This window comes from Pseudomonas sp. Irchel s3h9 (genome assembly GCF_900187475.1).
Classification (GTDB): Bacteria; Pseudomonadota; Gammaproteobacteria; order Pseudomonadales; family Pseudomonadaceae; genus Aquipseudomonas; species Aquipseudomonas neuropathica.
Genome location: NZ_FYDH01000008.1, coordinates 268,904 through 289,752 on the forward strand (window position 1 = coordinate 268,904; position 20,849 = coordinate 289,752).

Below are 20,849 nucleotides of genomic sequence, written 5' to 3' on the forward strand. Positions count from 1 at the left end.
ACAAAAAAGCCACTGATTACGTCCGTTTGTATAAAGAAACTCGGCCTGAGCGCTCGAAACCGGTAACCTATGCAGCTGTTTTTTTGCATATCTTCGAGGTAGCACCCGTGTTTTCCCAATTCGCCCTGCACGAACGCCTGCTTAAAGCTGTGGCCGAGCTGAAATTTGTCGAGCCAACGCCTGTGCAAGCCGCGGCCATCCCGCTGGCGCTCCAAGGGCGTGATCTGCGGGTGACGGCGCAAACCGGTAGCGGCAAAACTGCCGCTTTCGTTCTGCCAATCCTCAATCGCCTGATCGGCCCGGCCAAGGTCCGCGTCAGCATCAAGACGCTGATCCTGCTGCCGACCCGTGAACTGGCTCAGCAGACCTTGAAGGAAGTTGAACGCTTTTCGCAGTTCACTTTCATCAAGTCCGGCCTGATCACTGGCGGTGAGGACTTCAAGGTCCAGGCCGCGATGCTGCGCAAAGTGCCAGACATCCTCATCGGTACCCCGGGCCGGATGATCGAGCAACTCAACGCCGGCAACCTCGACCTCAAAGAAGTCGAAGTGCTGGTGCTCGACGAAGCCGACCGCATGCTCGACATGGGCTTCGCCGAAGACGTACAGCGTCTGGTCGACGAATGTCCTAACCGTCAGCAGACCATGCTGTTCTCCGCCACCACCGGCGGTTCCGGCCTGCGCGAGATGATCGGCAAGGTGCTGAACAACCCTGAGCACTTGCAGCTCAATGCGGTCAGCCAACTGAACTCGACCACTCGCCAGCAAATCATCACCGCTGACCACAATCAGCACAAAGAGCAGATTGTGAACTGGTTGCTGGCCAACGAGACCTATCAGAAGGCCATCGTCTTCACCAACACCCGCGCCATGGCCGACCGTATCTACGGCCGTCTCGTGGCTCAGGAATACAAAGCGTTCGTGCTGCACGGCGAGAAAGACCAGAAGGATCGCAAACTGGCGATCGACCGTCTGAAGCAGGGCGGCGTGAAGATTCTGGTCGCTACCGACGTCGCGGCCCGTGGTCTGGACGTTGATGGCCTGGATCTGGTGATCAACTTCGACATGCCTCGCAGCGGCGACGAATACGTGCACCGCATCGGCCGTACTGGCCGTGCCGGCAACGACGGTCTGGCGATCTCGCTGATCTGCCACGGCGACTGGAACCTGATGTCGAGCATCGAGCGCTACCTGAAGCAGAGCTTCGAGCGCCGCACCATCAAGGAAGTCAAAGGCACCTACGGCGGACCGAAAAAGGTCAAGGCCTCGGGCAAAGCCGTTGGCGTGAAGAAGAAAAAGACCGACGCCAAGGGCGACAAGAAGAAAACCGCCGCCAAGACGCCGACCAAGCGCAAGAGCGTCAACCGTCCGAAGCCGGACTCGTTGGTGAGCAGCGATGGCATGGCACCGCTCAAGCGTCGCAAGCCAGCAGAGCCTGCGGCTGAGTAAGGCGTTTCAAGCGAGCATAAAAAACCCGGACAGTGTCCGGGTTTTTTTTGTACATCAGTTGCCGAGCTGGCCACTGGTGTCGGCATCAAAGCGCCGTTTGGCTTGATCTGCCGCCGGTTTCAATGCGGCGAGCAAGGCTGCCTCGCTGTACAACCGCGTGACCGCCAGCTCCTTCGGCGTCGGCTCGATCGGGATCAGCACGTCATCACCGTCGGCGTGCAGCCAGATCGCCACAACATGCAGCGCCGAGACAAACAGCACGCGCAGCTCAACGTTTTTACCCTGCAATTGCGGCGCTTGTTCCGCCAGTTTCAGCGCACCTACCGTCGCGGCGGCGTGATCGCCGTGATTCAGCGAGGCGAACTCGACATGCCCGCGCACCTCGGCCAATTGCGCATCGGCAATCGTCACGCCGTCGGCAAACACCAGGTAATGCCAGTCGCCGAGGCGGGCATCCTTCAGGCCTTTGCCGCTGCTCAGGTCTTCCAGGTTCAACGAGTAGCCACGATAGGCTTCGCTGAGGCTGATTTTTGCAGGTGCTGCGTTGGCGAACTGGCGATTGGCGCCAAAGCCTTGGGTTTGCAGTGCCGCTTGCAGCGCCGGGCGCAAGGTCTGTACGCCGTTGGAAGGCGCCTTTGGATAAGTCAGTTGCATGATGTCGCCCTCCTAGTTTTTCACGGTGAAGTAAGTGTGAGTCCAATTGCCGCCGCCGTTGTAGGCGCGGGGGAACGCGTTCAGTGCGCGGGTCGAATAGCCGTAGATCGAGTCCGCAACCAATACGTAATCGCCGTTGGTGCCGTAGATCGTCAGGAAGTGCGCACCGCCGCCGTACCAGGCGCAGCGCAGGCCGACCGGGCGGCCCATGCTGATCTGGTTCTGGATGGCCGACATCTGTAGCGAGCCCTGATTCATGCCGTTGTAGCTGCGAGTGGTTTGCAGAGCGGAATCCAGATAGCCGTAGACGTTGCACGGCCCCGGCTGATTGCAGCAGTTGCGGTCGAGCTGAGTGCTGGCCACGCCGCACTGCGTCCAGTTGCCGGTGCCGTAATAGTTACCGACCGAGGCGGAAACGGCCGCCCAGCACCAGTTGGTCTGGGTCTGTTTCTGCATGTTGAAGTTAAGGCTGCCGGCGGCGAGGGCGCTGATTTGTTCAGCGGCCTCGACTTCGACCAGTTGTGGGTCGAGCAGGTGACTGGCCAGGCACCTTGGCAGTGATTCGCCGGTGAATTGTGTTGCTGCTGTGGTTAACATTTTTCAATCCTCCATGAGTGAAAACAAGCGTCCAGCTTGTGTGGGTGTAGCGGTGTTGCCGAGCGATCGGTGTGCAAGGGTTGCCATCTCCGATGGCGGGTTCCGATCTCGTTGCTCGATGTAACCGTAGATGTGGATATGCGTTAATGCAAATAAATAAATGCATAAATGCATTTTCAGGATCAAAAGATCGCAGCCTTCGGCCGTTCCTACAGGGATCGATGTAGGAGCTGCCGCAGGCTGCGATCTTTTAATCTGGCTTTTAGCTTTCCGCTTTTTTCTCCGCCGTGCCCAACTCTTTCAACCGCTGATCTATCAACTGACATTTATCCGGCAGATCGGCACTGGCCGTGCCCAGATCCATCTTCTGCAACTCGGCGTTGATCTCCTTGGCCTTGGCCGGATTCTGTTCGGTGAGCTTGGCGACTTCCTTGGCCAGTTGTTCGCGTTTGGCGGTGGCTTCTTCCGGCGTGCAGGCCCAGACGGGCAGGGCGCAGGCAAGGGTGGTGGCGATCAATAATGTGTTAAGGATTTTCATGGAGGGCGGCCTCAGTTCCGGTCAAGGCGAGTTGATCGGTTGAGGGCTGCTGGCCTGGAAAAGTTCAGTGCAATGCACGTGATGCGTGTCGATTTGTGTGACCGATAAGTCGCTATTTTCGGCAAAATTTCGATTATGTCCCGAAAAGCCGCGTTCTAGAGCGGTTGCCCAAAAAGCCTTGTTACGACTTATTGACGCCAGAATGATGGCAATCTACCATCGCGCCATCACATTGATATCAATGTGCGCTTTCGAGGGATCGAACCGACTTTTCGCAGTCTGCACTGCGATTGTTTTCGCATCGTTTTGGACGTTCTGACCGAAACGCGCATTTATCCCCATTTGTTTCTTTCACTCTCCCGGCAGCCTGTTTTTTTTCCGGGTAGGGACTGCTTTGCCTGTCGATTGCCCCGATCAACTTGCCCGTTGCAAAGAGACTTTAAACATGGACGTTCGCCATTACGCCTTCCTTGCTTGTCAGCCTGCCGCTGCCGTGAAAAAACGCGATTTATTCCTTGGCATGCCCAAGCGCGGCCTGGCGTTCCTGTTGGCGAACGTGATGTTCTGGCAACCGATGTGGGCGCAGGCCGACGGCATTGTCGTGGCCAACCCGAACACCTCGCTGGATCGCGCCGGCAACGGCGTGCCGATCATCAATATCGCCACGCCCAATGCCAGCGGGCTGTCGCATAACCAGTTCCACGACTACAACGTCGGCGCGCAGGGGCTGATCCTCAACAACGGCTCGACGCAGAACAATCTCACCCAGTTGGGCGGGCACATCATTGATAACCCGAACCTGAAAAACAGCGGTTCGGCGCAGGCGATTCTCAACGAAGTCATCAGCGGTAATCCAAGCCAGTTACGCGGCTACACCGAAGTGGCGGGGCAGTCGGCGCGGGTGATTGTCGCCAACCCTTACGGCATCACGTGCAACGGGTGCGGTTTCATCAACTCACCGCGTGTGACTTTGACCACCGGCAAACCAGTGCTCGACAACGGTCGGCTGGATCGCTTTCAAGTTGATCAGGGCAGCGTCGCTATTGAAGGCGCGGGACTCAACGCGACCAATGTCGACCGCTTCGAAATCATCACCCGCAGCGCGAAGATCAACGCCGAGATTCAGGCGCAGAACCTGACGATTGTCGCCGGTCGCAACGATGTCAACGCACAAACCCTGAATGCCACCGCCCGCGCCGATGACGGCAGCACCAAGCCGCAACTGGCCATCGACTCCTCGGCGCTCGGCGGCATGTACGCCGGCGCGATCAAACTGGTCGGCACCGAGGCCGGGGTCGGGGTGAAACTCGACGGCAAACTGATTGCCAGCGGCGGCGATATCCAGCTCGACGCCAACGGCCAACTGAGTCTGGCCGACACCTCGGCCACCGGCGCGGTCAACGTCAAGGCGGCCAGCCTTGATGCACGCGGACCGGTTTACGCCGGCACCAGCGCCAACGTGCAAACTCAGGGCAACCTGACCAACCGCCAGACCCTCGCGGCCCGCGACAGCCTCACCCTCAGCGCCGGCGGGCAACTGACCAACGCCGGCGCCATCGAAGCCGGCGTCAACGCCGACGGCAGCCGCAATGCCAGCGGCGATCTGAGCCTCACTGCGCAGAACCTCGACAACACCGGCAAAAGCCTCACCGCCAGCCGCAATCTGACCATCAACATCGCGCAAACCCTGAACAACCAGGGCGGTACGCTCAGCGGCCAAACCGCTGCGATCAGCGCCGGCACGCTGGACAATCGCAACGCCGGCAAAGTGCAGAGCAACACCACCCTGAACCTCAACGCCGCTCAGGTGCTGAACAGTCAGGGTGTGATCACCAGCAACGCCAGCCTCACCGCCAACATCGGCCAGTTGATCAACAACAGCGGCGAACTCAGCAGCCAGACCGACGCGGTTCTCAACGTCACCTCGCTGGACAATGTTGCCGGCCTGATGAGCGCCGGCCGTCTGCTCGACATCAGCGCCCTAGGCGCAATCAACAACCGCACCGGCAAGATCGGCGCCAAACAGGCCTTGCTGGTAAAAGCTCAACAGCTCGACAACAGCCAGCAAGGCCAATTGACCAGCGAAGGCACGCTGACCACGCGGATCAGCGAGCAACTGAACAACCAGAACAAGGGCCTGATCCAGGCCAACGGCGCCATGGACGTGCAGGCCACGCGCCTGGATAACCGCGCCGGCAAGATTTCCAGCCTCGACACCCTGACCGTCAGCAGCGCCAACACCGACAACCGCGGCGGGACGATTCGCGCCGACCAGGCCGCCAAACTGCTGATCGACAACCTGGACAACCGCGACAAGGGCCGCCTCGAAAGCAAGACGGCGCTGAGCTTCGACGGCAACACACTCGATAACAGCAATGGCGGCCTGCTGACTTCGACCGGTCTGTTGAGCCTCAAAGCCAAAGCCGTGACCAACGATGGCGGACGAATTTCCGCCAAAGGTGATATCGACGCCAACGTCGACACCCTCAATCAAGAACACGGCGAACTGGTCGCCGAAGGCAATCTGCTGCTGACCGGCAAAACCCTCAATAGCCATCAGGACAGTCTGGTCGGTTCGCTCAAGACTTTGACCGTCAACGTCGAGCAGATCGACAACCGTGCCAGCACACTCTCCAGCCAACTGGATTTGCACATCAACGGTTCGCGTCTGGACAACAGCGACGGCGGCAAGGTGCTTTCCGACACCACACTGGCGCTGAAAGTCGCGCAGATCATCAATGCCAGCAACGGCCTGATTTTCAGCAAAGGCGTGAGCACCCTCAGCGGCATCGGCCTGAGCAACGTCGGCGGGCGCATCGTCAGCCAGAACACGCTCGGGCTGACCTTCGACGAGACCATGGACAACCAGCAAGGCCTGATCAGTAGCGAAGGGCAGATGACCCTCAGCGCCGGCAGCCTCGACAACCGTCTGGGCAAACTATCGAGCCTTGAAGCGATGGCACTGACCGCCAGCGGTGCCGTGCTGAGTCAGGGCGGCCTGATCGTTTCGCAGAAAGGCCTTACCTTTAAAAGTGGCAGTCTGGATAACAGCGACAACGGCATCATCAGCGCCAAGGCTGATTCGACCCTGACTACCGGTGAGTTGAAGAACCGCCAGGGCGGCAGTATCGCCACCGATGGCTCACTATTATTGACCGCCGCGCACCTGGACAACTCCGGCGGCAGCCTCGGCAGTCAGCAGAAACTCGAGGCGTCGCTGACCTCGCTGGAGCAGGATGGCGGAGAGCTGTTCAGCAACGGCGACCTGACCCTGGACATGAACAACGGTCTGCTCAATAACCAGCGCGGCAATATCCATACGCCGGGCCAGTTGCTGCTGAAAAACCTCAAGGACGTCAACAACAGCGCCGGTGAAATCTCAGCTGCCAAGGCCTGGAGCGTTAACGCGCAAAGCTTGAACAACGACGGCGGCAAGTTGCTGAGCAATGAAAAGCTCACTCTGGTCATCGAGCGCGCGTTGAGCAACGTCAAAGGTCTGATTGCTTCCGCCAACCTCGACAGTCGCAGCGACAGTTTGAACAACAGCAGCGGTGACATTCGCGTACGCGGTGATGTCGATTTCAGCGTGACTGGCATGTTCGATAACCAGAACGGCGTGGTCATCGCCGACAACGGCCTGAAGATTACCGCCGCCAGTCTGGATAACCGTCAGGAAGGTCTGATCGGCTCAACAAAAGCGCTGAACCTCAACGTCGCTCGCGTCGACAACCGCAGCGGCGAGTTGTCGAGCAAGAGCGATGTCAGTCTGATCGGCGCCTGGCTCGATAACAGCGACAGCGGCTACATGCTCGCGGGAGGCAATCTGGCTCTGACCGTCAACGACGTCATCAACCGCAATAAAGGCCTGCTGTCCGGTGACACAGGGCTGACACTGACCGGTAAGACACTGGAAAACAGTGGTCGCCTGACCAGCCAGAAAGACCTCGTGATCAACCTCTCCGGGGAGCTGAACAACGCACAGGGCAGCGTCGTCAGCGAAGGCGCCTTGGCGATCAACGCCGCTAGCCTCAACAACGACGCCGGCACGGTCTCCAGCGCCAAAGCGCTCACCGTCGATACGCGCGGCGCCGTCAGCAATCAGGGTGGTAGCCTGCTGACCGATGGTGATCTGACCCTCAACAGCAGCGCGCTGGATAACCAGCAAAAAGGGGTGATCAGCAGCAAGGCCAACCTCAACATCAGCACTGGCGAGTTCAACAACAGCCAAGCGAATATTTACGCGGCCGACCACGTTGAGATCAATGCCGGTCAGGTGACCAACACCGCAGGCAGCCTCGGCGCGGGCAAGACGCTGACCGCCAATATCCAAGGCCTCGACCAGCAGGGCGGCAAACTGTTCAGCGGCGGCACCGTCAGTGTCGATCTGAACGGCAGCGCGCTGAATAACCAGGGCGGCGTGATCAACGCGCCGGACCAGTTACTACTGAAAAACCTCTCCGACGTGAACAACCGTGGCGGCGAGATTTCCAGCGACAAGGCTTTTGAACTGATCGCCACATCGCTGGACAACAGCGGCGGCCAACTGCTGAGCAACCATAAACTCACCGTGACCCTCGACAAGGCGCTGACCTCGATCAAAGGCACGATTGCCGCTGCGGCGTTGCAGGTTCGCGCGGCGAGTCTGGATAACAGCGATGGCGGCGTGTTGCTCAGTGACAGCGATATCGAGGTGACTGTCGATGGCCTGCTGAAAAACACCAACAAAGGCAGCATTCGCGCCGCGCAACAACTGACCCTCAACAGCACCGGTCTGAACAATCAGGGCGGCACGCTGGTCGGCGTTTCCGGCTTGAATATGGACTTGGGCACCACCGCGCAGGACCTGAACAACCAGGACGGTGTGATCAGCAGCAAAGGTGTGTTGAGCATTGCCCATCTGCGCGACCTGAATAACCAGAACGGCGTGATCAACAGCAAAGGCGTGCTGAGCATCGCTACCCTGCGTGACCTGAATAACCAGCAGGGCGAAATCTCCAGCGTCAACAGCTTCAGCCTCACCGGCAACCGTTTCGATAACCGCGGCGGCAACCTGATCAGCAACGATCAGTTGAGCCTCACGGCTGCCGAACTGAATAACCAGGGTGGACTGATTTCGGGCTGGAAGAGTGTCACCCTTACAGGCGGCACGCTCGATAACAGTCGCGAAGGCACCGTCTCCAGTCTGCTCGGCAACACCAGCATCGACCTCAGTGGCGCGTTGATCAACCACAGCAATGGGGGCGTGGGCGGCAAAGGCGAGGTGAGCATCAAGGCTACCAGTCTGGACAACAGCAACGGCATCGTCACGAGCGGCGGCAAGCAGACGTTGACGATCAGCGGCGGCAACATCAGCAACGCCGCAGGTGGTTTGATCGAAAGTGGCGACGCACTGGATATCCGTGCCGCCACGCTGGACAACACCTCCGGCAGAATCAGCGCCACCAAAGCCCTGAATTTCACTGGCACGCAACTGAACAACACCAGCGGCAGTCTGGTTGGTGATGACAGCGTCACCCTCGACCTGCTCGGCGCTCTCAGCAATATCAATGGGACTCTGGGCAGTACCGGCGCATTCTTGATCAACCGCTCCACCAGCATTGATAACCGCGGCGGGCAATTGATTAGCCAGACCCTGCTGAGCCTGTTTACCAGCGGCGATTTGAACAACAGCCAACGCGGCACCCTGTCGGCCAAAGATCAACTGGATATCGCCGCTGGCGGCACGCTGCATAATGAAAACGATGGCTTGATTTCCAGCCGCGATGCCGGTGTAACCCTCACCGCCGCCGCACTGAACAACGGCAAAGGCGCGGTGCAAAGCATGACCGCGCTGACCGTGATCACGGGCACTGGCGCCATCGACAACCAGGGCGGCAAGATCATCGCCCAGAACGGCGACCTTACCCTCACCGCCGCCAGCCTCGACAGCCGTGGCGGGGTGCTTTCAAGCCTCAAAGGTCTGCTGCAAACGCGCCTGAACGGCGTGTTGCGCAACGGTCAGGGCGGCAAGATCGAAGGCAGTCGCCTCGACCTGCAAGCGCTGGGCGGCATCTACAGCGACGGCGGACGAATCGCCGCCAACACCGGCAACATCCTGCTCAACGCTGGCGGCAACACCCTCGACAACAGCGGCGGCGGGATCTATGCCAAAGGCGTGGTGAAAACCATCGCCGGTTTGATGAGCAACAACAACGGCCAGATCAGCGGCAGCCGCATCGAGCTGGGTGCCGATCTCAACCTGAGTAACCGCAGCGGCCTGATCGAAAGCGCCGGCACACTGGCGATTCGCGCGGCCAATCTCGACAACCAGGGCGGCAAGCTGCGCGCGCTCGGCACCAGCGGCAAAACCGATTTCCAGATCGGCAGCCAGTTCGACAACCGCAACGGTCTGGTGGAAACCGCCAACACCGATTTCACACTGGCCGCTCCGAGCTTCCTAAATGCCGGCGGTTCGGTGACGCATGTCGGTCTGGGCGAGTTCGGCATCTCCACCGCCAACGTGATGAACGCCGGCGGCTCGCTGGTGACCCGTGGCGGCCTGACGCTCAACGCGGACAGCTGGACCAACAGTAGCGTGATTCAGGCGGGGCGGTTGACGGTGAATGTCGGCAATTTCGTGCAGACCGCGAGTGGGCAGTTGCTCGCTTCCAATCAACTGGTGGGGCGTGGTGGTAACTGGAGCAACGAGGGCTTGATCGCCAGTGACGGCAGCCTGGATATCCAGCTGTCCGGGAATTACGGCGGTAATGGTCGTGTCAGCAGTCTGGGCGATATGACCCTCAATGCTGCGCAACTGGGCCTGACCAGCGCCTCAAGCATTGGAGGTGGTGGCCTGACCACCGTTAACGTCGGTGGCCTGCTGAACAATTCCGGCGGACGACTGACGTCCAACTATGCGATGACGATCAACGCCGGTGCGGTGAGCAACACCGGTACGTTGGGGGCTGCGCAGGATCTGACGATCAGCACTGCAAATCTGGTGAATAACCGCGGCCTGGTGTTCAGCGGCGGCAATATGAGTCTGCTGGTTAACGATTTCACCAACCAGACCGGTGACGTTTACAGCATTGGCAATTTGACGATTGGCGGGCAATACGGCGGGCGGGCGAACAGTGTCAATAACCTCGCGGCTTCGATCAATGTGGATGGTGATTTTTCGCTGTCGGCCAATAGCTTCAATAACAAGACGGAAGGGGTAGTTGGCGAGGAGAAGTTTATCTCCGGCGACATCACCTTCAGCGGCACTACGTTTTACGTCAATGAAAACTTTGAATCCACCTCGACGATCACAGGGCCGCAAGCATCGCTTTCGGTGGCGGGAAATCTGACTGCCAATGTGGGGGCTTTCACCAATACTGCGTCGCTGATTTCTGCAGGCAGGAACATCAAACTCGACGTCGATACTTTCGATAACTTCGGGTTGCAGTCGGGCAGCTTTACACGGATGCGCGTTTATAAACTAGGCGGGCTACCGAATAAACAAACCAGTTGGGTCAGCGTCGATCTGCAGAACTATGCAGACCGAAACTCAAAAAACCAATATGACTACATAGATACCTGGCACGAACCCGACAAGGGAGGGACTCACTGGGATTATCAATCGCTGGACAAGCAACTCATGAACAGGGTCAATACCAAGTTCGGTATTGGACCTGAAGTCGCAGTGCCTTCGCAGATTCTGGCGGGCACCAAGCAGCGCGACGACCGAGTGTTCACTAATGGCGGAAGTAGTGTCTCCTCTATCGTTCAGGCCGGCCAGGCGGTCCAGATCAACGCCAAAACCACGATCAACAACGGCAACCTGAACCCGTACACCAATTTTGGTGGCACGGTAAAAGACACGGCCGACACCGGGGTAAAGAACTCCGCCAAACCCACCGTCGTTTTCTTGAATCCGCAGCTGCCTCCGGATCTGGCTCAACAGCAAGTCAATCCGCTGGCCCTGCCGGGCTTCACCTTGCCAACCGGTGATAACGGCCTGTTCCGACTCAGCCGCAAGGACGGTAGCGAACAGACGATTGTTGCGGGTAAAGACTGGACCATTGGCACCATCACTGCCGCACCCGCTGGCCACGCGGGCGGTATGCCAGTCAAACATGCAACGGATTTCCAGATCGACAAGAACGATCCGGTTTCGGTTAAAAACCGTGAACTGGCGTTAGCCGATCGCCCATCGCTGAACCTCAACGACAAAATTGCTGACATAAACGTCAACGCTGCCGCTGGCGATGGCCCCGTTGGCGTCATGCTGCCCAATCGTGGGGACTCTTCATTCAATGTCCCGCGTGTTCAAGGCTTGCCTGACACCAGCGTACGTTCCAACCCACATAAATACCTGATCGAGACCAACCCGGCGCTGACCGATCTCAAGCAGTTCATGAGTTCGGATTACTTGCTCGACAAACTCGGCTACGACCCCGACAACAGCGCCAAGCGTCTGGGCGATGGTCTGTTTGAACAACGTCTGGTGCAGCAAGCCGTGGTCGCCCGCACCGGCCAGCGTTTCATCGACGGCCAGACCTCCGACGAAGCCATGTTCAAGTACCTGATGAACAACGCCATCGCCAGCAAGAATGAACTCAACCTGTCGATGGGCGTGACCTTGACCGCCCAGCAAGTGGCGGCACTGACCCACGACATCGTCTGGCTCGAAGAGCACGAAGTGAACGGTGAGAAGGTGCTCGTGCCTGTCTTGTATCTAGCCCATGCCGATAACCGCCTGGCGCCGAACGGTGCGCTGATCCAGGGCAATGATGTTGACCTGATCGCTGGCCAGAACCTGACCAACGCAGGAACGTTGCGTGCTACCAACAATCTGGCGGCCAGTGCCGGGCAAGACCTGACCAACAGTGGCTTGATTGAGGCGGGGAATCGGCTGGGGCTGCTAGCCACCCATGACATCATCAATAAATCAGGCGGTGTCATTTCCGGACGCGATGTCACTATGGTGACGCTGACCGGAGACGTCATCAACGAGCGCACGGTCAACAGTATGGTCTTCAACAACAAGGGCCAAATCCAGCAACGTGACTACGTTGATAGCGCTGCACGTATCGAAGCAGCCAATGATCTGACCATCTTCTCGGGCCGGGACGTGCTTGGCATCGGTGGGGCCATGTCCAGTGGGGGAGACACGCGGATCGAGGCCAGTCGAGATATCGCCATCGCTTCGGCCCAACAGCTGAGCGTTGACAGTGGCGGCAAGGAACAACGCAGCTCCATCACACAGTACGGATCCAGCATCAATGCCGGACGCGATATCCTGATGAGTGCGGGCCGTGACTTTGCCGCCGTGGGCAGTGACATGAATGCCAAGCGCAATTTCACCCTCGTTGCAGAGGGTGATGTGACGATTGCTTCAGCCGCTGATGAAAGTCACTCCTATTCAAAAACCAAAAAACTCACGACTCAGGAAGATCACGTTAAACAGATTGCCAGCACGATCACTGCCGGTGGTGATGTCGCGATCCGGGCAGGTAATGATTTGGCGCTGATCTCCAGTCGTATCACCGCTGGCGATGAAGCCTATCTGGTGGCGAAGAACGATATTCAAGTGCTTGCCGCACAAGACACGGACTACTCTTTGTACGACAAAAAAGACAAAGGCAGTTTTGGCAAAAAGAAATTGAAGCATGACGAAGTCACGCAGGTGACGAACGTTGGCAGTGAGATTACGACCGGTGGAAACCTGGCTGTAGTAAGTGGCGGCGATCAACGATTCCAGGTCGCGAAACTCAACAGCGGTGGCGACATCCTGTTGGACAGTGGTGGGCAGATTGTCTTTGAAGGCGTGAAAGATCTGCACGATGAGAGCCATACGAAAACCAACAATAATGCGTTCTGGAACTCTTCCAAAGGTAAGGGCAATACCGACGAAACGTTCCGTCAGACGCAGATGTTTGCCAAGGGCGACATCGTCATCAAAGCGGTCGATGGCCTGAAAATCGATGTAAAGCAGGTCAATCAGCAAACGGTCAGCGAGTCCATTGATGCCATGGTCAAGGCCGATCCGCAGATGGCCTGGCTTAAACAGGCAGAAGAACGTGGCGATGTGGACTGGCGGCAGGTCAAGGAGATTCATGAGTCTTTCAAATACCAGAACTCCGGATTGGGGCCAGCTTCACAACTGATCATTGCCATCGCCATGGCGGCCATCCTCGGACCGATGATGGCCGGCATGAACGCAATGTTGCAGGGAGTCGCCATTACCGCCGCAACCAAAGCGACGGTCAGCACGATCGACAACCGCGGTAACCTTGGAAAAGTGCTCAAGGACGTTACGTCCGAAGATGCCTTGAAAAGCTACGTCGTGGCGGCGGCAACTGCAGGCGTTACTCAGGGAATGAAGTTCGATGTGGGCAATATCACTCTGACGCCGGAGGGGCTCAAGGCCGTGGCGACCAAAGTGACTGCCGATGCGTTGATCAAAACCGTCGTCTACGGAGGCAGCTTCAAGGACAACCTGGTCAGCTCTGCGGCCGGAACGCTGGCCAGCATCGGCGCAGCCATGGGCGCTGGGGAAATTGGCGACCTGAAACTGCCCGAGGGCAGCCTGGAGAAAATTCTCCTGCACGCCGGACTCGGCGGTCTGGTGTCCAAAGCCATGGGCGGAGATTTCGGCACCGGAGCGCTTGCCGGTGGTGCCAACGAGTTTCTGGTCGGTTTGCTGGGCGATAAGCTCTTGCCGGAAAACTATGTTCCGGGAACCCCTGAATACATTCAGGCGCAGGCCAATCTGCTCGCCGTCTCACAAATAGTGGGGGTGTTGGGCGCTGCCGCTTCCGGTAGCGATGTGGGTATCGCCGCTTCGGTGGCCGCCAATGGAACGCTTTACAACTATCTGTCTCACCAAGCCTTCGAGGAAGTCGAAAACTGTCTCAATGGCAAAACCTGCACGACGAAGGAACAGAAAGACGCTGCCATCGCCAAGGCCGAAAAGCTGAGCGAATTTCTCGATTCGGAAATGCGCAGCATGTGTGACAAGGCCCCCCAAAGTGATGGCTGCCGCACGGCGGTCAACTCGGCACTCAAATACATTGCCATGCAGGATGCGTGGAATGTCATGCACAAAGACGTGGCACGTACATCGCAAACGACCTTTGACTATCTCTACAACACCCAAGGTGCTTCTGATCGTCTGGTGACCTATCTGAACACGATCGATAACCGAGCCAACTTTTTCGGTGCGAGCAATGTGTATGAGCAACAACTCGGAATAGGCGCGTCATGGTTTGGAGGCGCTGAGACCGTTTCCCGAGCGCCGTTGACCGGTCTGGGCGCAGATGGCAATGCATCGTTCCTCAGCTTTGGTCTGGGCTGGTTCCTGGCGCCCGTTTATGACTGGCGTAAAGCGGCTGGCGATGCGTTGATTACAGGCGGGTTTGATAACTTCAAAGACCTTTACAATAAAAACGCTACGGATCCGGCAGGCTGGGATATCAAACAATTGAAGAACGAGCAGTCGTTGTTGCAGACCATTCATGAGAAGTTTCTGGGTGATCACACGTTCTTTCAAACGGTTGGCAAGTACGCAACAGATACATCACTCAACCCGTTTATTGGCGACAAACAGGGCGTCGATGGTGGCGTGATTATTTTGAATTACGACTCAAGGGTCGAATATGGCTGTAAATTGCTGGGTCTTTCGAAAAGCCAGGGTTGCGCACCATGAGTAAGACGGGGTATCCACGCCGCAGGGTTTTCCTGGCGTTTCTTTTATGCCCGTTCGTTTTGGGGTTCATTGGGGGGATCATCAAGACCATCACTCTGCTTGCTCACTTGGTCAATACCCCGAAACTCTTGGGCGAGGTCAGGGGAGGCGAACTGGTTCTGATGCCGCTATTAGCGCCATTTCTTGCGCAACTGATTTTCCTCCTGCCCTTTTTAATATTGGCAGGGGCAATTTCATTGCTGAAGGTCAGGAGGACGACGGCGAACTGTTCGCTGGTGGCACTGGCGGGTGCCAGTGTCGCCACCGGGTGGGTGTTTTGTTTCGTCCTGCTCGTGGTGTTCGACGAAGACATTAAGGGCGGCGGGATTTCGGATTATCTGATGGAGTTGTCGGGCGTGTTTTTCGCATCACTGGCGACGTGTTGGTTCGCCGCCCGATTGTTCCTTCCTCAGGGAAACATTGATACTTACCGCTCGGGCAACAAAACAATTCAGGGTCCCTGAACAGGCGCCCGGAAGGATGCGAAAGAGGGCACTAGTGAGCGCTCCCACCCCACAATTTCCGTCTACTCGCTACTTATTTTTCGTAGCAGCAACTGGACACTTTTTCCCCGTCATACCGATCATGATGCCGCACCCACTCCATGATCTCGTCCTCATTCCTGCCCTTGGGCGTAAGGTCGAGGTAGTTATAGGCGCCGACGAGCATGTCCAGACCGCGAGCGTAAGTTGAGTAGGTGTGGAAGATGTCGCCCTTTGCATCACGATAAAACACGCTCAGACCAGGCATTTCTTCCTCAGCACTGTCAGTCTTTTCGTAGTTGTACGTAGCCTTTCCGGCCGCGACATCCTCAGCCCGGGCACAAACGCCGAAGTCATAGTTGAAGTCGCAACCTTCCGACGACACCCAGTCGAACTTCCAGCCCATGCGCCGTTTAAAGTCTTGGAACTCGTTGAACGGCGCGTGCGAAACCGCAACCACGGCGATGTCGTGATGAGCCAGATGCTGGTTGGCACCGTCGATGTGGTCGCTGAGGAACGAGCAACCCTGGCAACCTTCCTTCCAGTCCTTGGCAAACATGAAGTGGTAGATCACCAGTTGGCTGTGTTTACCGAACAGATCCCCCAGCTTTAATTCGCCGTTCGGGCCCTGAAAGCGGTAGTCCTTGTCGACCTTTACCCATGGCAATGCGCGACGTTTGGCGCTGAGGCGGTCGCGTTCTTTGGTGAAAGCTTTTTCGTCAGCGAGATGCTGCTTACGGGCGGCGAGCCATTCTTCGCGCGACACCACCGGATGATTCTCAACGTTCATGATGATTTCTCCTGCGGGGTTGAAGCCTGTTTCAGACTAGTCGTTTAACCCTGCGCAGGATCGACAGACCGCCGGTCGGTCGCTGCGGGAAATGCGGCTGAACGGCTGACAGCCACTCCGGTCACAACCTATGAACGCGCCATAAATCACGCGCACCGGAGGTTGGATCAGGATGACGACTTATAACTGGGATTTGATTGAACGCTTGCTGCACGAAGTGCAGAACAGTGCCGGCCATAGCTTTGCCCCTCGGGCTTACGCCGAAGATTATGCGGCGGCGAAAGCCAGCGCCGGCGAGCCGATCGAGAATCTGGATCATCTGAAAACGCTGGCTTGCGACTATGAACGGTTGTTGCTCTTGCGCGGCTATATCGCACCGCGCCCGGATGAGGAGGGCAGCACCGGAAACAATTTTGTTCTGACCCCGCGCGGTTCCAGCTTGCTGAGCCTGATCGACAGCAGCATTCCTGGCAATGATCACCCGCGTCAGGTGCTGGATGAGCAGGAGGATGCGCTGGCCGAGGTAACGTTTGATGAAGTGGCTTCCAAAGCCCAGATCGCCTGAGTTTACGCAGATCCCCCTGTAGGAGTGAGCCTGCTCGCGATAGCGGTGTTCCAGTCAACATTGATGTCACTGGAATACAGATATCGCGAGCAGGCTCACTCCTACAATTGGATTTAGGAGTCTTCAGGTTTTTTGCGCGGCCTTGAGGCATTTGAGGTCGTTGAAGTCTTTGCGCACTCCTTCGATCTTCTTCAACAACCGCTGACGCTGTTGCGGCGTACTTTGGGCCATCAAATCCACCGCCAGAGAGCGTCCCTGCGCTTCAGTTTCGGCGAAGGCTTTGCGGTAATCGGCTGTCCATAAACTCTCGCGATTGACCAGAAGCGTCTCGATTCTCTGTGGGAATTCGGGGCTTTTGCGTTGTGCGACGGCTGCACTGAATTGCTTTTGCCAATGGGCCCGGTTGGCAATCCATTGGGTGTACTGATCGCCCAGGGCGGTCGACCACGTCATTACCCGCTGCTCTTGCGTGGCACTCAAGGGGCCGAGCCAGTCGTTCAGACGTTTGACCATTCGCGCCCCGCGTTCGGCAATTTGCTGATCAAGCGGTGGTTTAAGGTATTCCTGCTGACGCTTGCGCAGATCCTTGGCAAACGCGTCATTCATCTCGGCCACTTGCTTGTCATCCAGCCCTTGCAGCAACTCGATTGCCGACGGGGTGATCTCTCGAGCGGTTTCGGCAATCGCCTGCTTGGCTTCCGCAGTGCGTGCCTGCAATGCGGCATCGTTGACCTGATTGGTCTCGACCATCGTTTGTAAACGATCCAGCCAGTCCAGGTAACCCGGCAATTGTGTGGTGCAATGCCAGTTCAAGTGATCCTTGAGCCGCTCGTTGAACCAGTCCTTTTGCTCGCCGTTCATGTCCAGATAGTCGCTGAGCGTCCATGGAATGATCACGTCGAGGTTGCGATAGGCCAGGCCGACACGGCTGCAAGCGCCGAGGGCGAGGGTGAAAATCAGTAGTGCGGCGATGTGTTTGAACCAGCGAGACATGGGCGAATCCTTGCGTGAGCCTGGCTTCGAGGAACTGATTCCTATGTGAACGCAGAATGAACCCGGCAGTTCAGCCAATCAATAGAACGCGCGCGCAGCCTTGAGGGTGACGAGGCCGTCGCACTCGCTGTTGTGCCCGGAGTAGGCCGAACAATCGCTGCCGCTGAGACTGGAGTCGCTGTAGATCAGATCGAGGTCGACGCCCATGAATGGTCGGGACAATTTCACCGACCAATCGGTAAAACTGCCGACATAACCACCGTCCACGGCCACTGGCGTGTTCAGTTGGTGGGTGGTGTATTTCATGCTGACGCCGATGCCGAATGGCTGGTTGCCGCCAAGATCGGCAAACAACGTGTTGTTCTGTTTATCCGGGTCATTGCTGAAGGCCACGCCGAAACGACTGCCGAGCAAGGTCAGGCCACCGAACAGCTCCTGGCTGTCGAGAGTGTCTACCTTGGGATAGCTGTAGTGGATCATGCCGACTTCATAGCCGAGGGTCTGATCGAAAGGTTGTTTAAATCCGACGTAGGAGTCGATTTCGAGGTTCTTGCCCGGGGAGATGCCCATGCTCGGTGCGTACTGGCCGACATAGAGGCCGCTGTCGTGGCTCAGGTCTAGGCCGCCATGGAAGGAACCGACTGCCGCCGGTTTGACCAGGCCTTGAGCCATGCTGCGTGTGGGCGTGGTACCGAGTTTGAGATCGAAGTCGCCGAGTTCACGCTGGAAAATCTGCGCGTGCGCGGTCGAGCCGACTATCAGGCTTACGAGCAATAAACAGGAAGATTTGCGCATGCGTCACTCCATGAACAGCGAGCGCAGGAAGGCGGGCCTGCTGAAACGCTTGATCTAGACGCGTGCAAGGATACCGGCGAATGATCGGCATTGAAGGCCGTTCGTCGATTTACAAGGAATTTTGTTTAAAAAGGAGGGAGGTTACGCGGTGCCAGTCCAGGCGCTTCAAAGCTCAAAGCGCCTCTGGACGGGTGTAAAACCGGTGTTACTTCTTGCCCAGGCTGATCTGCTTGGACGGGCCGAATGTCTGGCCACTGACGCCTTTGGCAATTTGCTGAATCTCGCCACCAGACTTGAGAAACGCTGCGATCTGATCGTTAATCGATTCGCTGGTTTCAACGGCTGGAGCTGGCTTTGCTTTGCTGGAGGATGCTTTTACACGCATGGCGGCCATTAACCTGTAGAAAAGTAACTCGGCCAGGCATCGTACAGGAATAACTTGACAATTGCTTGGTAAATATCCCCCGGAATAACCAACCGCATTGCTGCATTATTCTCGATCCAATATTCGAAATATCCGGCTAACCTGCTGTTTTAAATAACAACATTTATGTGCGCGTGCATTGAAATATTCAGTCATGAGCGTTCGTGCCTGTCTGACGAGCGGCACCTCGGCCCGGCTGCGCCCGAGGAAAATCAAGGTGTTGAACCGGTTTCACAAGCGTGCCGATCTGTCACCCGACGGCCACGATAAAAACGGGTAGAATGCAGCCCACGCAATGAGGGTTCTGGAAATGGCTTTAGTCGGGCGTTACAACAGTTTGCAAGTGGTTAAACACACTAACTTCGGTTTATATCTGGATGGCGGTGCCGATGGCGAGATTCTTTTGCCTAATCGTTATATCCCAAAAGATATTCCGACCGAAGATGAAGATTGGCTCAACGTTTTTGTTTATCTGGACAGCGAAGACAAACTTCTCGCCACCACGGAAAAACCGAAAGTGCAGGTCGGCGAATTTGCCAGTCTGAAAGTCGTTGAAGTCAACAGCATCGGTGTGTTCCTCGATTGGGGGCTGCCGAAGGATCTGTTGCTGCCGTATTCCGAAGAGAAGCGCCAGATGACCGCCGGCGAATACTGCGTGGTGCATGTCTACCTCGACAAGCACACCCGCCGTATCACCGCCACTGCGCGACTGGATCGCTACCTCGACAAGACTCCGGCCAATTACAGTCAGGGTCAGGAAGTTGATCTGCTGGTTGCCGAAGCCACCGACATGGGCTTCAAGGCGATCATCAACAACAAGCACTGGGGTTTGATTCACAAGAACGAAATCTTCAAGTTCATGCGCGCCGGCATGAGCGAGAAGGGCTACATCAAGGAAGTCCGTGCCGACGGCAAGATCGCCCTGAGCTTGCAACCGGTTGGCCAGGAAGCGGCGAGCAGCCTGAACTCGAAGATCCTCGCCAAGTTGCGTGACAACAGCGGCACGTTGCCGGTCAGCGACAAGAGCGATCCAGCGTTGATCAGCAGCCTGTTCGGCGTCAGCAAGGGCAACTTCAAGAAGGCCATCGGTGCGCTGTACAAGGAAGGCAAAATCGTCATTCACGCCGATCGTATTGAACTAACCTGAGACACCGCTGGCCCCATGTAGGAGCTGCCGAAGACTGCGATCTTTTGACTTTGAAGATCAACAGATCGCAGCCTTCGGCAGCTCCTACATGAGGGCGGGTGTGATGAAGAAGTCTCTGGTTGCCTATGTTGCGACGCTGATTGCGTTTCTGTTGCTCGACGGTATCTGGCTCGGCCTGTTGATGGCGCCGACCTATCGCGAACTGCTCGGCCCGCTGATGCTCGAAAAACCGCTGCTGATTCCCGCAGCGGTTTTTTATTGCCTGTATGTATTTGGCTGCGTGGTGTTTGTGGTGCTGCCTGCGGCGACCTGGCAGTGGGCGGCGAAGCGGGGCGCGTTATTGGGGCTGGTGGCTTATGGCACCTATGACCTGACCAATTGGGCGACGTTGCGCGGCTGGTCGGTGCAGGTGACGCTGATGGATTGGGCGTGGGGTATGTTTGCTACTGCTGTGGCTTGTAGCGTCGGGTTTTTGTTGGCGAGGCGGTTTGGCAAGGTCTGATCCGAAATGCAGGTAAGCCATGCCGGCCTCTTCGCGAGCAGGCTCGCTCCCACAGGGGAACGCATTCCAAAGTGGGAGCGAGCTCGTTCGCGAATGGCGGCGTAGCCGATAGCCATTCACCACTGGCGCCAATGAAGCACAAAATGTCTTTTCCAGACGGCTTTTTGCGCCCGAGTCATTGATAATCCTCGACACTGTTTTCTG

General features: G+C 57.3%; 13 protein-coding genes. 6 read left to right on the forward strand and 7 right to left on the reverse strand.

Annotated elements, in window-relative coordinates; genetic code table 11:
- The first annotated feature begins 107 nt into the window (after positions 1-107).
- Positions 108-1,448 carry a DEAD/DEAH box helicase gene (locus CKW26_RS15770; RefSeq protein ID WP_038358505.1) on the forward strand — a complete coding sequence of 447 codons (1,341 nt, stop codon included), beginning with the start codon at positions 108-110 and terminating at the stop codon, positions 1,446-1,448.
- Between the two features lie 54 nt (positions 1,449-1,502).
- On the opposite strand, the gene CKW26_RS15775 is transcribed toward CKW26_RS15770, so the two are convergent.
- From CKW26_RS15775 to CKW26_RS15785, 3 genes are all read right to left on the reverse strand, one after another.
- Positions 1,503-2,102, reverse strand: a complete 600-nt coding sequence (locus tag CKW26_RS15775) for a hypothetical protein (protein WP_095049287.1) — start codon at positions 2,100-2,102, stop codon at positions 1,503-1,505.
- 12 nt (positions 2,103-2,114) lie between these two features.
- Positions 2,115-2,699, reverse strand: coding sequence for a papain-like cysteine protease family protein (locus CKW26_RS15780; RefSeq protein WP_095049288.1), 585 nt, complete (start codon positions 2,697-2,699; stop codon positions 2,115-2,117).
- A gap of 262 nt (positions 2,700-2,961) precedes the next feature.
- Positions 2,962-3,237, reverse strand: a complete 276-nt coding sequence (locus CKW26_RS15785) for a hypothetical protein (RefSeq protein ID WP_038358513.1) — start codon at positions 3,235-3,237, stop codon at positions 2,962-2,964.
- A gap of 445 nt (positions 3,238-3,682) precedes the next feature.
- On the opposite strand from CKW26_RS15785, the gene CKW26_RS15790 reads away from it, so the two are divergent.
- Positions 3,683-14,908, forward strand: a complete 11,226-nt coding sequence (locus tag CKW26_RS15790; protein WP_095049289.1) for a filamentous hemagglutinin N-terminal domain-containing protein — start codon at positions 3,683-3,685, stop codon at positions 14,906-14,908.
- A complete protein-coding gene (locus CKW26_RS15795) occupies positions 14,905-15,411 on the forward strand; it encodes a hypothetical protein (RefSeq protein WP_177409259.1) in 507 nt (168 codons plus the stop codon). Before CKW26_RS15790 ends, CKW26_RS15795 begins: the two co-directional genes overlap by 4 nt.
- 73 nt (positions 15,412-15,484) lie before the next feature.
- Here CKW26_RS15795 and CKW26_RS15800 read toward each other — a convergent pair whose 3' ends face one another.
- Positions 15,485-16,219, reverse strand: coding sequence for a thioredoxin family protein (locus tag CKW26_RS15800; protein ID WP_095049290.1), 735 nt, complete (start codon positions 16,217-16,219; stop codon positions 15,485-15,487).
- Between the two features lie 172 nt (positions 16,220-16,391).
- Here CKW26_RS15800 and CKW26_RS15805 point away from each other — a divergent pair, with 172 nt between their 5' ends.
- On the forward strand, positions 16,392-16,784 hold the full coding sequence (locus tag CKW26_RS15805; RefSeq protein WP_095049291.1) for a transcriptional regulator: 393 nt from the start codon (positions 16,392-16,394) through the stop codon (positions 16,782-16,784).
- 123 nt (positions 16,785-16,907) lie between these two features.
- Here the strand turns inward: CKW26_RS15805 and CKW26_RS15810 are convergent, their stop codons facing one another.
- The 3 genes from CKW26_RS15810 to CKW26_RS15820 form a co-directional block, all read right to left on the reverse strand.
- Positions 16,908-17,777, reverse strand: coding sequence for a DUF6279 family lipoprotein (locus tag CKW26_RS15810; protein WP_095049292.1), 870 nt, complete (start codon positions 17,775-17,777; stop codon positions 16,908-16,910).
- A 78-nt stretch (positions 17,778-17,855) separates the two neighbouring features.
- A complete protein-coding gene (locus tag CKW26_RS15815) occupies positions 17,856-18,572 on the reverse strand; it encodes a TorF family putative porin (RefSeq protein WP_093438058.1) in 717 nt (238 codons plus the stop codon).
- A gap of 205 nt (positions 18,573-18,777) precedes the next feature.
- Positions 18,778-18,966 (reverse strand): hypothetical protein, encoded by a 189-nt coding sequence (locus CKW26_RS15820; protein WP_170844885.1) that lies wholly within the window; start codon positions 18,964-18,966, stop codon positions 18,778-18,780.
- Positions 18,967-19,306: 340 nt separating this feature from the next.
- On the opposite strand from CKW26_RS15820, the gene CKW26_RS15825 reads away from it, so the two are divergent.
- Together CKW26_RS15825 and CKW26_RS15830 are read left to right on the forward strand one after the other, a co-directional pair.
- Positions 19,307-20,143, forward strand: coding sequence for a S1 RNA-binding domain-containing protein (locus tag CKW26_RS15825; protein ID WP_095049293.1), 837 nt, complete (start codon positions 19,307-19,309; stop codon positions 20,141-20,143).
- A gap of 103 nt (positions 20,144-20,246) precedes the next feature.
- Complete coding sequence (locus tag CKW26_RS15830; protein WP_095049294.1) at positions 20,247-20,645, forward strand: DUF2177 family protein; 399 nt, start codon at positions 20,247-20,249, stop codon at positions 20,643-20,645.
- Positions 20,646-20,849 lie beyond the last annotated feature (204 nt).